This is a genomic window from Pseudomonas sp. R9.37 (assembly GCF_963878885.1).
Classification (GTDB): Bacteria; Pseudomonadota; Gammaproteobacteria; order Pseudomonadales; family Pseudomonadaceae; genus Aquipseudomonas.
In genome coordinates, this window is record NZ_CAWNZA010000011.1 from 597,490 (window position 1) to 610,801 (window position 13,312).

A 13,312-nucleotide genomic window follows, 5' to 3' on the forward strand; every position below is an offset into this window, starting at 1 on the left:
CGGTCAAATCGCCCGTTGATGGCGTTCGCGCAGCTCTTCACGTTCTTTGGCTTCGATACTCAGGGTCGCTGTGGGGCGCAGCAGCAGGCGTTTCAGGCCAATGGGGTCGCCGGTTTCACGGCACCAGCCGTATTCACCACGGGCCAGCAGTTCAAGAGCGTCGTCGATCTTGTCCAGCAGCTTTTTTTCGCGTTCCAGCAGGCGCAGTTGCCATTGGCGCTGTTCTTCGGCGCTGCCCACATCGGCGGGGTCGCTGTTGGCTTCCTGCTCACGCAGCATCAGGAACTCAGCGTCGATGCGTGCTTGCAGTTCAGAACGCTGGCCCAGCAGCAGCTCGCGGAAGAAACCTTGCTGGGCTTCATTCATGTAATCGTTGGGCGATAGGGCAAGAAGGTCTTGTTCAGTCATGGAGAGCGGTTCACGGGTCAGGCTGTGTTTACATGTTATAGTATAACAATACAATTAAGCCAATCCCCCTTGCTCGTCACGACGAAGGGCGCAATGCTTGAGCCCGTTCCGGTCCCCGAGAAACTTTATGAGATACCTGGTGTGCGCCCTGTTGTTGGCAGTGGCAGGCCCGGCCTGCGCACAAACGCCGAGCCTGTCGGCTACCTGCGTGCGCAGCGCCAACCTGCTGGCTTGCGTGGATCCGCTGGGGAATGCCTACAGCGTGGCGACTGCCGGCGGCACCACGTATTTGCGCGGTTTCGAGGTGATCGGAAAACGCTACTGGGCACAGACCAACAGCCGCTACGGGCAGTTGACGTTCTTTACCGGGTTGGCGTCCGACGGTGAGGCGTGGGTCGGCTACACGCGCCGCGTGGGCTGGACCACCATCAACCGGTTTTCCAGTTCAGGCGGCACCAGCGCGAAGTTCACGTGCAGCCGCATTACCGGCTGTTAGACCTGGCCGCTCTTCTGCTCCTGAACCCACGCCATGTAGCTGTTCACCGGTGGGTTCTTCTCGAAGTACTTTTTCAGGCCTTCGAAAAGCCCATCCGCCACCGCCTGTTGATGGCGCGCGGTGACCAGCCGCTGGGCGTCCTGGGTGTTGGAAATGAACCCGGTCTCGACCAGGATCGACGGCACATCCGGTGACTTGAGCACCGCAAACCCTGCCTGCTCCACGCGCTTCTGGTGCAGCGTGGTGATGTTTTGCAGGCTGCCGAGCACCGAGCTGCCCAGCTGCAGGCTGGAGGCGATGGTGGCGTTCATCGACATGTCGAGAATCACCCCGGCCAGCATCGGGTCCTTGTCCTTGAGATTGAGCAAGGTGGTGGCGCCCAGCAGGTCTGCGCCATTTTCACGCTGCGCCATGAAGCGCGCCGTGGCGGAGGTGGCGCCGCCTTCAGACAACGCATACACCGATGCCCCGGAGGCCGTGAGCCGTGGCGCGGCGTCGGCGTGCACCGAGATGAACATATCCGCCTTGTGCTGACGGGCGATGTCCACGCGCTTGCGCAGCGGTACGAAGAAGTCGTCGTTGCGCACCAGTTTCACGTCAAAGCCTTTCTCACGCTTCAAGCGTTTGGCCAGCAATTGGGCGATGGACAGCACCACGTCCTTTTCGCGCTGGCCCTTGGAACCGATTGCGCCAGGGTCTTTGCCGCCGTGGCCGGGATCGACTACTACGATGATGTCGCGCTTGGGATGCGCCTTGTCCACCGGCGCCACCAGAGGCTGCGGCTGCGCGGCGATCTGGCGCGGCGCGTGGGTGGCGCCGGTCAGGTCGAGTACCAGGCGATGACCTTGGCCATCCTGCGGCGGCAACAAGAAGCTGTTGAGCTGCATCGGTGCGGCCAGGTCCAGCACGATGCGCGTATCGGCTTTTCCAAAATGCCCGGAGCGGATCGAAGTGATTCCGCAGTTCTTCAAGGCCAACTGCGAGAAATCACCGCTGAGCCCGGCGCCGCTCAGGTCGATGATCACGCGCTCCGGTGAGGTCAGGGAAAAGGTCTTGTATTGCACCGGGCCGCTGAGGTCGAACACCAGCCGCAGTTTGTCGTCGGAGCGCCACAGGCGCGCATTACGAATCTGCGTGGCAAAAGCCCCCAATGGAAAGGTGAACAGCGGGCTGACCAGCAGCAGGTTGAGAAGCTGACGTCTGTGCATGACATATACCGCGAATAGAGGAGCGTCCCTGCTCGACATGACTGAAGAAAGGCTGGAGCAGAAAAATCATCGCCGACTGAATAGTTATAATATAACATGTCTTTTTATTTCCAACGATGGACCTGCTCATGAATGCGCTGACTCTGCCGGATATCGCCGCGCAGGCTTCACGCCAAGCCTTGCCGCTCGATTGGGTAGGCATGTGCGGCATCGCCTTGCCCATTCTTATCGACGGCCAACGCCTGACTGCCTCCGCCGATGCCGGCGTCAGCCTGGACGACGGCGAGGCACGCGGCATTCATATGTCGCGCCTGTACCTGGCCCTGGAAATGCTCGACCAACAGCTTATTACGCCTGCACTTCTGCGTAATGTACTGCAGCGCTTTCTACAGAGTCATGAAGGATTATCTAAGAACGCCTACCTACGAATTCACACGGATTTGCTGCTTAAACGCCCGGCGTTGGTCAGCCCATTGGCCGGCTGGAAAGGCTACCCGGTGTGCATTGAGGCCCGTCTGGAAAATCAGATGTTCCACGTGGAACTAAAAATTGACGTTACTTATTCCTCGACCTGCCCCTGCTCCGCTGCGCTCGCCAGGCAATTGATTCAACAGCAATTTCTTCAAGATTTCGCCGGCACGCCGCTGCAACACGAAGACGTACTCACCTGGCTCGGCAGCGCTAACGGCATCGTCGCCACGCCCCACAGCCAACGCAGCAGCGCCCAGCTCTCTATTGAGTTGGACGCCAATCAGTCCACCTTGCCGCTCACCGAGCTGATCGATGACGTCGAAGCTGCGCTCGGCACCGCCGTGCAAACCGCGGTGAAACGTGCGGACGAACAAGCCTTCGCCTTGGCCAACGGGCAGAACCTGATGTTCTGTGAAGACGCCGCACGCCGCCTCAACCTCGCCTTGAAACGCTCGGATGCCGTCAAAGCCTTCCACCTGAAAGTGATCCACGCCGAAAGCCTGCACGCGCACGATGCCGTGGCTGAAAGCCGCTGGACGAGAGACTCTGCATGATCACCTGTAACGCTTTGCGCTGGGGTGCACCTGGGCAACCGCTCACCCCAGCGCTGGATTTGACCCTGGAAAAAGGCAGCCTCACCGGCATCATCGGCGCCAACGGCACCGGAAAAAGCAGCCTGCTCAAAGTGATCGCCGGCTTGCAAAAACCGCTGGCGGGCAAGGTCAGTGTGGAGGTTCCGCGCCGTGGTGGCCTTTCGTTCCTGCCTCAGCAGCAGCACTTGGATCGCCAGTTCCCCATCAGTTTGCAAGAGCTGGTCGCCGCCGGCTTCTGGGGCACCCAGCTCACGCCACCCCAGCGCAACGAACGTCTGCAGGCAGTCCTGGAGGACTGGTGCCTCAGTGGGCTGGAACATCGCCCGCTGATGGCCTTGTCCGGCGGCGAACTGCAACGCGCCCTGCTCGCCCGCATGAGCCTCGCCGAAGCGCCGGTGTTGTTGCTCGACGAACCCCATGCTGCCCTCGATGAAGACGGACAGGCGCTGTGCTGGAAACACATTCACGCCTGGCACGACCAAGGCCGCACGATCATCGTCGTCTGTCACGACCTGGCCTCCGTGCGCCACCACACCCAGCATGTGGTGCAGATCAAAAGCACCGGCTGCGTGTTCGGCCCCAGCAAAGAGCTGATCCGCCCGCAACCTCACATGCAGGTGGCCTGATGCATTTTGCCGCCCACCTGTGGATGCCTTTCTTCGACTTCGTGTTCATGCGCCGCGCACTCATCGGCGGGCTGGTGCTCGCCTGCAGCACCGCGCCGCTGGGTGTGTTTCTGATCCTGCGACGGATGAGCCTGATCGGCGACGCCGTGGCTCACGGCATCCTGCCCGGCGCCGCGCTTGGCTTCTGGTTTGCCGGGCTGAGCCTGCCCGCGCTGACCATCGGCGGTCTTGGCGCCGGCCTGAGCATGGCCGGTTTATCCGCGTGGATCACCCGCCGCACGGGCCTGCGTGAAGACGCCAGCCTCGCCGCCATCTACCCGATCTCCCTCGCCGCCGGCGTGCTGATCCTCGGCATCGCAGGCAAACGCCTGGACCTGCTGCACCTGCTGTTCGGGTCCGCATTGGCCGTGGATGAAACCACCCTCACCGGGATGCTCTGGGTCTCCGGTTTCAGCCTGATCGCCATGGCACTGATCTACAAACCGCTGTTGCTGGACACCCTAGACCCGCTCTTCCTGCAAACCGTCAGCCGCCTCGGCCCGCTCGCTCATGGGTTATTTCTGACCTTGGTGGTGCTGAACCTGGTGATCGGTTTCCAGGCCATCGGCGCGTTGATGGTGGTGGGGTTGATGATGTTGCCGGCGATTGCTTCACGGTTCTGGAGCCGGCGCCTGCCGGTGTTGATTGCAGTATCGGCGGTGCTGGGATGCCTGTCGGTGTGGTTCGGTTTGTTGCTGTCGTTCTACTACTCACTGCCCAGCGGCCCGGCCATCGTGCTGGTGGCAGGCGGCGGGTATTTGCTGTCCGTGGTCTTCGGCCCGGTGCACGGCTTGCTGCGCCGCCCGCCCTTGCTTACATCCCAATGAGGTGTTTCCCGATGCGCGCTTTACTCGTGGTGTTCAGCCTTCTGCTGCCCTTGTCGATGGCTCAGGCCGCCGACAAACTTCAAGTGGTTACCAGCTTCAGTATTCTGGATGACATCACCCACCAGATCGGTGGCGATCACATCCAGATCAGCAACATGGTCGGCCCGGACGCCGACGCCCATACCTACGAACCCACGCCGGAAGACGCCAAGGCGCTGCTCAAGGCCCGGGTCATCATCAAGAATGGCCTTGGCTTTGAACCCTGGCTGGACCGCCTGGTGACCAGCACCGAAACAAAAGCCACGGTCGTGACGGCCAGCAAAGGCGTGATCTCTCACACCATGGAAGAAGACGGTGAAACCATCCCCGACCCGCACGCCTGGCATAACCTGGCCAACGCCGAAATCTATGTGAACAACATCACCAAGGCGTTGATTGCCGCCGACCCGGCCAACAAAGCCGATTACCAGCGCAACAGCCAAACCTACCTGAAAGAAATCTACCGCTTGCTGGCCGAGGCCAAGACCAAGTTCGGCGCGCTGCCACCGGGCAACCGCCGCATCGTCACCTCGCATGACGCCTTCGGTTACCTGGGCCAGGCTTACGGCATTCAGTTCCTCGCGCCCCAGGGTCTGTCGACTGAACGCGAACCGTCTGCCGCCGAGGTCGCTGCGCTGATCACCCAGATCCGCAAAGACAAGGTCAAAGCCGTGTTCATGGAAAACATCAAAGACTCACGCCTGCTCAAGCAGATTGCTGACGAAAGCGGCGCGCAGATCGGCGGCACGTTGTACTCCGACGCCCTCGCCGCCCAAGGCCCGGCCAGCACCTTCACCGGGCTGTTCGAATACAACCTCAACACCCTGTGCGCAGCCCTGAGCAAGCCATGACCTTGAGCATGCTCGACCTGGAAGAGGCTGCCATGGGCAGCCGCTTTCCACTCGAAACCATGCTCGATGCCGTGGCGTGGAACAGCGATGGCCTGATTGCCGCCGTCGCCCAGCAACACGGCAGCGGCGAGGTGTTGATGCTGGCCTGGATGAACCGCCAGGCCCTCACCGAAACCCTGGCCACCGGGCAAGTCTGCTATTGGTCGCGCTCGCGCGGGCAGCTGTGGCGCAAAGGTGAAAGCTCCGGCCACTGGCAACAACTGGTCGAGGCCCGGCTGGATTGCGACGGCGACGCAGTGCTGCTGATCGTCGACCAACAAGGCCCGGCCTGCCACACCGGCCGGCCCACCTGCTTCTACAACGCCATCGACGGCGCCTACGTTCATGTCATTACGGAGCCCTCTGCATGATCCGCAAGAACCCTTCCGGCGATCTGCCGGTGATTGCCGAATCGGCCTACGTGGATAAAACCGCGATCATCTGCGGCAAGGTCATCATCGGCGAGAACGTCTTCGTCGGCCCTTACGCCGTGATCCGCGCTGACGAAGTCGACGCCACCGGCGACATGGACCCGATCACCATCGGCGCCAATTCGAACATTCAGGACGGCGTGGTCATTCATTCCAAATCCGGCGCGGCGGTGACCATTGGAGAATTTACCTCCATCGCGCATCGCTCCATCGTCCATGGCCCCTGCACCGTCGGCGACCGCGTGTTTATCGGCTTCAACAGCGTGCTGTTCAACTGCGCTGTCGGCGATGGCTGCGTGGTGCGCCACAACTCGGTGGTCGACGGCCGCGACTTGCCCGCCGCGTTCTATGTGCCCTCCACCACCCGCATCGGCCCGAACACCGATTTGTCGCAATTCCCGCCGGTGAGTGTCAGCGCCTCGGAGTTTTCTGAAGACGTGGCGCGCACCAACGTCGACCTGGTGCGTGGTTACAAAGCCCTGCAAAACGAGTTCTGAACCATGAGCCGCCTGCTGATTCGCAATGCCCGCCTGGTGAATGAGGGCCGGGAGTTCGATGCCGATGTACTGGTCGCCAATGGCCGCATCGAGAAGATTGCCGCCAGCCTCGAAGGCTATAACGAGCCGGTGGAAATTGACGCCCAGGGTCAATGGCTGCTGCCAGGCATGATCGACGACCAGGTGCACTTTCGCGATCCTGGCGCGCCCGACAAAGGCAGTTTCTACAGCGAATCCCGTGCGGCGGTGGCCGGTGGAATCACCAGCTTCATGGACATGCCTAACACCCACCCTGCCACCCTGAACCTGGAAGCCCTGGCGGATAAGAAGCGCCGCGCCGCGTTGCACTCGGTGGCCAACTACGGTTTTCACTTTGGCGTAAGCAACGACAACCTCGACACCGTCGCCGCCCTCGATCCGCGTGAAGTGGCCGGGGTCAAAGTGTTCATGGGCGCCTCTACCGGCAATATGCTGGTAGACGACCCGCGGATTCTCGAGCGGCTGTTCGCCGAAGTACCGACTATCCTCCTCGCCCACTGCGAGCACACGCCGAGCATCCTGGCGAATGAGCAGCGCCTGCGTGAACGCTTCGGCGAGCACATTCCCGCCGTCGCCCACCCCCTTATCCGGGATGCCGAAGCCTGTTTTCGCTCCTCGTCTTTTGCGGTGGAACTGGCCCGGCGACACGGCACGCGCCTGCACGTGCTGCACCTGACCAGCGCTCGCGAGTTGGCCCTGTTCGAAGACAAGCCGTTGGCCGAGAAGCGCATCACCGCCGAGGTCTGCCTGCACCATCTGCTGTTCGATGACCGCGACTATCATCGCCTCGGCCACCAGATCAAATGCAACCCGGCGATCAAGACCCGTGCCGACCGCGACGCGCTGCGCCTGGCCTTGCTGAGTCATCGTCTGGATGTGATCGGCAGTGATCATGCGCCGCATACCTGGGCGCAAAAACAGTTGGGCTATCGCCAAGCGCCGTCAGGCCTGCCACTGGTGCAGCACGCGCTGCCGGCGTTGTTGGAGCTGGTGATTGACGGGCATTTGCCACTGACCACACTGGTGGCAAAGACCAGTCACCGTGTGGCCGACCTGTTCGCTATCCCGGACCGAGGCTATCTACGCGAGGGCTATTGGGCCGATCTGGTGCTGATCAAACCTGAGCCCGAAGGCAAACCCGTCAGCAGCCAGCCGATTCTCGCGCGCTGCGGCTGGACGCCCTTCGCCGAGCGCAGCTTTCGCCACAGCGTCAGCACCACCCTGGTGTCCGGCCACCTGGCGTGGCACAACGGCCAGGTGGTCGACAGTTGCCAGGGGCTGCCCCTGCACTTTCTGCGTTAAGCGCGGGGTTTGACCGTACCGCAATCGTTGCCCAGCCATTGGGCATGAGTGTCCAGGCTGCCCTTCTGCTGAACGCCGGTGGCATTGAACGTACCGTTGACGGTGGTGGTGAATTCCTGCTGGCTCTGGAAGGTTGCAACACCAGTGCCCTGGGCTTTCGGGCAGCTGAAACGAAATTTCCACTGGTTGCCGGTTTTGTCGGTCAATTGCTGTTTGCAGCCCGATTGCGGGTCGGTCAGGGGAATGGAATCAGACGCGACCTGGGCAGGCGTCAGGCAAACCTGCACGCCTTTGCCGGCCATGGTGATGCCCTGTTTTTCGAGCATGGCGCGCTGTTCGGGCGTCATCTGTTGCTTGAGCTGACCGAGGATCAGCGACAGGTCGGGCAAGTCCTGGTTATCGACTTTCATATTGCTGGTGGTCAATTCCCACAAGCCCGGCGCCAGCATCTGCGCCTGAGCCGCCACGGGCAGCGTCAATCCAACAACCATGGCCAAACCAAGCAGACGAGCATTCATCGGGTAACTCCTGGGTAATTGTGGGCGTTAGACGCTGCAAAGGCGCCAGTGTTGCACGGCAAATAAAATAGCGACATTCGTCGTCGAACATGGTCTGTTAGGCACTTGATTGCCTGGAGTGATGTCGTTCATGGATTTTTTTGGCCCGCACCTGCTCGCCTACTTCATTGCCACGCTGCATTTTCTCGGGACGCTCGCCGCGATCCACGCGGTGCTGACTGTCAGGACCGCCCAAGGCTCGATCGCCTGGGCCTTGTCGCTGATGTTCATGCCTTACCTGACGCTGATTCCCTACCTCATCTTCGGCCGCAGCACCTTTGACGCATACATCCAGGCGCGTCGCCAGGCCAACCAGGAAATGCACACCGCCATCACCGCGCTGAACTGGCGCCCGTGGGTCGAAGAAGCCTTGGCGGCGCGTAACTCCAGCGCCTATGCGTCTTTGCGCGCCATGCCCAAATTGGGCCGCATGCCGTGCCTGGCCAACAATGACGTGCGCTTGCTGATTAATGGCGATGCCACGTTCAGCGCGATTTTCGCGGCGATTCGCCAGGCTAAGACGGCGGTGCTGTTCCAGTTTTTTATCATTCATGACGACGATCTTGGCAGGCAGTTGCACGCCCTGCTGAAGGAAAAAGCTGCCGAAGGCTTAGATATTCACGTGCTCTACGACCGCATCGGTAGCCATGCCCTGCCCCACAGTTATGTGCAGTCGCTGCGCGACGCCGGGGTCAAAGTCAAAGCGTTCGCCACCCGCAGCGGCTGGCTCAATCGGTTCCAGGTCAACTTCCGCAACCACCGCAAAATCGTGGTGGTCGACGGCCTCACCGGGTTTGTCGGCGGGCATAACGTCGGCGACGAATACTTGGGCAAAAAGCCGCCACTGGCGCCGTGGCGCGACACCCATGTGCAGGTCACCGGCCCGGTGGTGGCGTGCCTGCAGGAGTCGTTCGCCGAAGACTGGTTCTGGGCCGCGCGCGAGCTGCCGCCGCTGATCCTGCCTGATACATACCCTGAAGACGGCGTGCTCTGCCAACTGCTCGCCAGCGGCCCGGCCGATCCGTATGAAACCTGCTCGCTGTTTTTCGTCGAAGCTATCCATGCGGCGACCGAGCGCGTGTGGATCACCAGCCCGTATTTCGTGCCCGATGAAGCGGTGTTCGCCGCCCTGCGCCTGGCGGTTTTGCGCGGGGTCGATGTGCGCCTGCTGCTGCCGTCGCGGCCTGATCACCGTATCGTCTACGCCGCCTCCAGCCTCTACGCCATCGAAGCCGTACGCGCTGGCGTGCGCGTGTTCCGCTACAAGCCGGGCTTCCTGCACCAGAAGGTGGTGCTGGTGGACAGCGAAATCAGTGCAATCGGCAGTGCGAACATGGACAACCGTTCGTTCCGGCTGAATTTCGAAGTGATGTTGCTGACGGTCGATGAAGCGTTTGCCAGCCAAGTGGAGCAGATGCTGCTGGACGACTTCGCACAGGCGCATGAAGTCAGCCAGGAAGAAAGCCGCGAGACCCGTCGCCTGCAACAGCTGGGCATGCGAGTGGCGCGTTTGATCTCACCGATTCTCTAACAAACAACACAGAAACAAATGTGGGAGCGGGCTTGCTCGCGAATGCGGTGTATCAGGACCAAATAAATTGGCTGAACCACCGCATTCGCGAGCAAGCCCGCTCCCACATTTACATCTTCAGCGTTTCATAACCGAGTTTCAGCGGTAGATATCTTCCCGCGTCCACGGCAGTTCATGGCTGCCATCAGCGTGAGGCTTCACTGCCAATATCTGGTGCAGGTTGATCCAGCCCCGCGCAAACGCATACGCGCAACCGGCCAGGTACAGCCGCCAGATCCGCAACGCTTGCTCCGGCACCATCTTGGCTGCCGCCTCCAAGTTGTCTTCCAGGCGTTCACTCCAATGGTCCAGCGTGCGCGCGTAATGCAGGCGCAGGCTTTCGACGTCGACCACTTCCAGCCCGACCTCGCTGATTTCCGCCGTCATCATCGCCAGGTGTGGCAACTCGCCGTTGGGGAACACATAACGCTCGATAAAATCGCCGGCGCCACGGCCCACGGGGCGACCGTCGGTGTGCTTGGCGGTGATGCCGTGGTTCATCACCAGGCCGCCTTCGCGCACGGCGCCAAACAGCACCTTGCAGTACTCCGCCAGGTTGGCGTGGCCAACGTGCTCAAACATGCCCACGCTCACCACTTTGTCGAAACGACCGTCCTGCGGCAGGTCGCGGTAGTCGAGCAGTTGCAGGTCTACCTGGTCTTCCAGCCCCTCGGCCTTGACCCGTTCACGGGCCAGCGCCAGCTGCTCTTTGCTCAGCGTGATCCCAAACACTTTGACGCCGAACTCGCGCGCCGCAAAACGCGCCAACCCACCCCACCCACAGCCGACGTCGAGCAAATACTCGCCTGGCTGCAGCCGCAACTTGCGGCACAGGTGGCGAAATTTGTCTTGTTGGGCCTGATCGATGGATTCGCTGCCGGTTTCGAAATAACCGCAGGAGTACGCCATGTCCTGGTCCAGCCACAGCTGGTAGAACTCGTTGGACAGGTCGTAATGGTAGGAAATGGCCGCAGCATCAGTGGCCTTGTCGTGGATCGAGCGCACCGGACGACTCCCCTCGTCGTCATCAATCAGGGCGTGACTCAGCTCGTCACATACCCGGATCACCTCGCTGATGGAGCCTTCCAGCTCCAGTCTGCCCTCGACGAAGGCTTCGCCCAATGAGTCCAGCGTTGGATGGGTCAGGCTGGAAACGACTGTGGGGTCCTTCACCACGATCGTCACACTGGGCTCGGGGCCCAAGTTAAATTCGTGGCCGTCCCAGAGTCGAAGACGCAGCGGTAGCTTGAGATTCTGTAAGGCCGGTGGAAGTTGCGCGAGCATGAGTAGTCCCCCCTTGTTTCAGACGTCTGGAGTGAGGGTAGACCATCCGAAGACAAAGTAGGAGGCTATCGAATTGATAGCACTAAACTATGAGGCTCGATGCTCGAGCAAACCGTCCTGGATCCACTGTTTCAGCCACGTCACCGCTTGCAGTGGCGCACCCTCTCCATAAGTGACTGCCAACCCTGTACACAGTTCTGAAAAATTCCAGCCGGTGGTCACCATTCCCGCCAGTGCGCAGGCTTCAGCCGGCTCAAGGCTGCGGTAATGGCACACATTCTGGTGACGCCACACCAGGCACATCTGCGCCCCTTCCAGCGCCTGGCTGTCAGGGAAATCCGACTCATCCTTGCAGGCGCGCCAAATCGCCACGCTATTGAAATGGCACAGCACCTGTTGCACCGAAGGCGCCAGGCTTACCTGCAAACCCGGCCAGTTTTCAGGGGGCAGCTGCGCCATGTCATTCAGGCCCAGCGGCTCACCCGGCGGCGCATCGAATGCCAAGGTAAACGCCCACTCCAACCGCGCCAAATCGGCCAGCGGCGCACTGTGCTCCTCTACCAGATGCTCGACGAGAAACGCCGGGAACCGCTCGCCCAGCCAACGCAGGCTGTAATGGGCCGACGGATAGCGGCGCACATAGGCGTCTGTCAGCACTGCAAACTCATCGTCCCCCAGCCAATACCGGATGGCGCCGAAGTCATGCCGCAACACCTCCTGAAGCCGCGACACATAGGCGTTGTGGTAAATCGCCAGGCCCGTGTCCACATCCAGAGTCGGCCCACCCAGCAAGGTCGCGGCAAACCCACTGTTGGCTTCCGCGCTTTCGGATAACAGATGCTGCTCAAACGCCAACTGCCAGTCGATCAGGCGCATAACGCCCTCCTGGCCAGCGCGCTGGCGCCCAGTTCACGGGCCTTGCTCAACTCGGCGAGCAACTCTTCGAACGGCGGGAAATGGTCATCGCGCTCCAGCAATGTCGACACCGGCCCCAACAGCTCCAGCGTCTGTTGATACAGCGCCCACACCGGATCGCACACCGGGTGATCATGGGTATCGACCACGTAGTCGCCGTAATCCATATGCCCGGCCAAGTGCAGTTGGCGGATGCTTTCAGGCGGCAGGCTGCGGATAAACGTCCAGGCGTCGAAGCCGTGATTACGCGAGCTGACATACACATTGTTCACGTCCAACAACAGCTGGCAGCCGGTAAGGTGGGCCAGGGCCTTGAGGAATTCCCACTCGGTGAACTCGTCGGCCTTGGAACGCACATAGCTGGAAACGTTTTCCAGCACCAGCGGACGCTGCAATGCGTCTTGCACTTGGCGCACGCGGCCGGCCACGTGGTAGAGGCTTTCTTCGGTGTAGGGCAGCGGCAGCAGGTCATGCAACTGATGCGCGTTGCCGCGACTCCAGCACAGGTGATCGGAAACCCACGCCGGCTGAATGCGCTCGGCGAGCTGTTTGATGTGTTTCAGGTAATCGGTATCGAGGGCATGCGGCCCGCCGATGGACAGGGACACACCGTGCATCACCAAAGGATAGCGCTCGGCTATCGCATCCAGGTAGTACAAGGCTTTACCGCCCTGGACCAGATAATTCTCGGAGATCACTTCAAACCAATCCACGGCCGGCGATTGTTCAAGGATCTGCTGGTAGTACTCACTGCGTAAACCCAGGCCGTAACCCAGACTTGGAAGGGACGCGGACATGATTCGCTCCAAGGCAAAGTGTCCGCAGCGGTGGGGGGCGTCCGCTGCGGGTGCACTCGGTGCCGGTTACTCGCCGACGGTGCCGCCAGCCTTCATGCAGGCATCAGCGGAGGGCTTGGCGAGGAAACCCTGGCCTTTGCAAGAACCCTGACCTTTGCAAGCATGGTCCTTGGTTTTGCAGTCGTTCTGGCCTTTGCAGGCGTTGATACCGTAGCAGTGCACAGCCGTGTCAGCGGCTTGAGCCTGAGTCACAACACCAGCAAACAGGGTAGCGGCGGCCATCGCAAGGGCGGCACCAGCAGCAGCGGATTTGAAGTTCATTT

General features: G+C 61.1%; 16 protein-coding genes. 9 read left to right on the forward strand and 7 right to left on the reverse strand.

Annotated elements, in window-relative coordinates:
- Positions 1-3: 3 nt before the first annotated feature.
- Positions 4-408 carry an RNA polymerase-binding protein DksA gene (dksA, locus tag AACU78_RS09380; RefSeq protein ID WP_106575933.1) on the reverse strand — a complete coding sequence of 135 codons (405 nt, stop codon included), beginning with the start codon at positions 406-408 and terminating at the stop codon, positions 4-6.
- Between the two features lie 127 nt (positions 409-535).
- Here dksA and AACU78_RS09385 point away from each other — a divergent pair, with 127 nt between their 5' ends.
- Positions 536-904 (forward strand): glutamine synthetase, encoded by a 369-nt coding sequence (locus tag AACU78_RS09385; RefSeq protein WP_106575934.1) that lies wholly within the window; start codon positions 536-538, stop codon positions 902-904.
- On the opposite strand, the gene AACU78_RS09390 is transcribed toward AACU78_RS09385, so the two are convergent.
- Positions 901-2,112, reverse strand: a complete 1,212-nt coding sequence (locus tag AACU78_RS09390) for an N-acetylmuramoyl-L-alanine amidase (protein ID WP_106575935.1) — start codon at positions 2,110-2,112, stop codon at positions 901-903. The genes AACU78_RS09385 and AACU78_RS09390 overlap by 4 nt on opposite strands.
- Before the next feature lie 128 nt (positions 2,113-2,240).
- On the opposite strand from AACU78_RS09390, the gene folE2 reads away from it, so the two are divergent.
- The 7 genes from folE2 to AACU78_RS09425 are packed head-to-tail and all read left to right on the forward strand — an operon-like array spanning position 2,241 to position 7,866.
- Entirely contained in the window at positions 2,241-3,137 is an 897-nt protein-coding gene (gene folE2, locus AACU78_RS09395; RefSeq protein WP_106575936.1) for a GTP cyclohydrolase FolE2, read from the forward strand.
- Positions 3,134-3,802 (forward strand): metal ABC transporter ATP-binding protein, encoded by a 669-nt coding sequence (locus AACU78_RS09400; protein ID WP_106575937.1) that lies wholly within the window; start codon positions 3,134-3,136, stop codon positions 3,800-3,802. The genes folE2 and AACU78_RS09400 overlap by 4 nt, the downstream gene beginning before the upstream one ends.
- A complete protein-coding gene (locus AACU78_RS09405) occupies positions 3,802-4,668 on the forward strand; it encodes a metal ABC transporter permease (protein WP_106575938.1) in 867 nt (288 codons plus the stop codon). The genes AACU78_RS09400 and AACU78_RS09405 overlap by 1 nt, the downstream gene beginning before the upstream one ends.
- Positions 4,669-4,679: 11 nt before the next feature.
- Complete coding sequence (locus AACU78_RS09410) at positions 4,680-5,558, forward strand: metal ABC transporter substrate-binding protein (RefSeq protein WP_106575939.1); 879 nt, start codon at positions 4,680-4,682, stop codon at positions 5,556-5,558.
- Positions 5,555-5,968, forward strand: coding sequence for a phosphoribosyl-AMP cyclohydrolase (hisI, locus tag AACU78_RS09415; protein WP_106575940.1), 414 nt, complete (start codon positions 5,555-5,557; stop codon positions 5,966-5,968). The genes AACU78_RS09410 and hisI overlap by 4 nt, the downstream gene beginning before the upstream one ends.
- On the forward strand, positions 5,965-6,525 hold the full coding sequence (locus AACU78_RS09420; protein WP_017135756.1) for a gamma carbonic anhydrase family protein: 561 nt from the start codon (positions 5,965-5,967) through the stop codon (positions 6,523-6,525). The genes hisI and AACU78_RS09420 overlap by 4 nt, the downstream gene beginning before the upstream one ends.
- Before the next feature lie 3 nt (positions 6,526-6,528).
- Entirely contained in the window at positions 6,529-7,866 is a 1,338-nt protein-coding gene (locus AACU78_RS09425) for a dihydroorotase (protein ID WP_106575941.1), read from the forward strand.
- Here the strand turns inward: AACU78_RS09425 and AACU78_RS09430 are convergent.
- A complete protein-coding gene (locus AACU78_RS09430; RefSeq protein ID WP_106575942.1) occupies positions 7,863-8,384 on the reverse strand; it encodes a DUF3617 domain-containing protein in 522 nt (173 codons plus the stop codon). The two genes, AACU78_RS09425 and AACU78_RS09430, sit on opposite strands and share 4 nt — an antisense overlap.
- A 130-nt stretch (positions 8,385-8,514) precedes the next feature.
- Between AACU78_RS09430 and cls the strand changes: the two genes are divergently transcribed.
- Positions 8,515-9,954 carry a cardiolipin synthase gene (cls, locus tag AACU78_RS09435; protein WP_106576076.1) on the forward strand — a complete coding sequence of 480 codons (1,440 nt, stop codon included), beginning with the start codon at positions 8,515-8,517 and terminating at the stop codon, positions 9,952-9,954.
- Positions 9,955-10,092: 138 nt separating this feature from the next.
- Here cls and cfaB read toward each other — a convergent pair whose 3' ends face one another.
- The 4 genes from cfaB to bufA2 all read right to left on the reverse strand — a co-directional run bounded on the left by cfaB (position 10,093) and on the right by bufA2 (position 13,310).
- Positions 10,093-11,277, reverse strand: a complete 1,185-nt coding sequence (cfaB, locus tag AACU78_RS09440) for a C17 cyclopropane fatty acid synthase CfaB (RefSeq protein ID WP_106575943.1) — start codon at positions 11,275-11,277, stop codon at positions 10,093-10,095.
- 87 nt (positions 11,278-11,364) lie between these two features.
- On the reverse strand, positions 11,365-12,153 hold the full coding sequence (locus AACU78_RS09445) for an HvfC/BufC N-terminal domain-containing protein (protein ID WP_106575944.1): 789 nt from the start codon (positions 12,151-12,153) through the stop codon (positions 11,365-11,367).
- A complete protein-coding gene (gene bufB, locus AACU78_RS09450; protein WP_106575945.1) occupies positions 12,144-12,989 on the reverse strand; it encodes an MNIO family bufferin maturase in 846 nt (281 codons plus the stop codon). Before bufB ends, AACU78_RS09445 begins: the two co-directional genes overlap by 10 nt.
- Positions 12,990-13,055: 66 nt before the next feature.
- On the reverse strand, positions 13,056-13,310 hold the full coding sequence (gene bufA2 / locus AACU78_RS09455) for a BufA2 family periplasmic bufferin-type metallophore (RefSeq protein ID WP_106575946.1): 255 nt from the start codon (positions 13,308-13,310) through the stop codon (positions 13,056-13,058).
- Between the last annotated feature and the right edge of the window lie 2 nt (positions 13,311-13,312).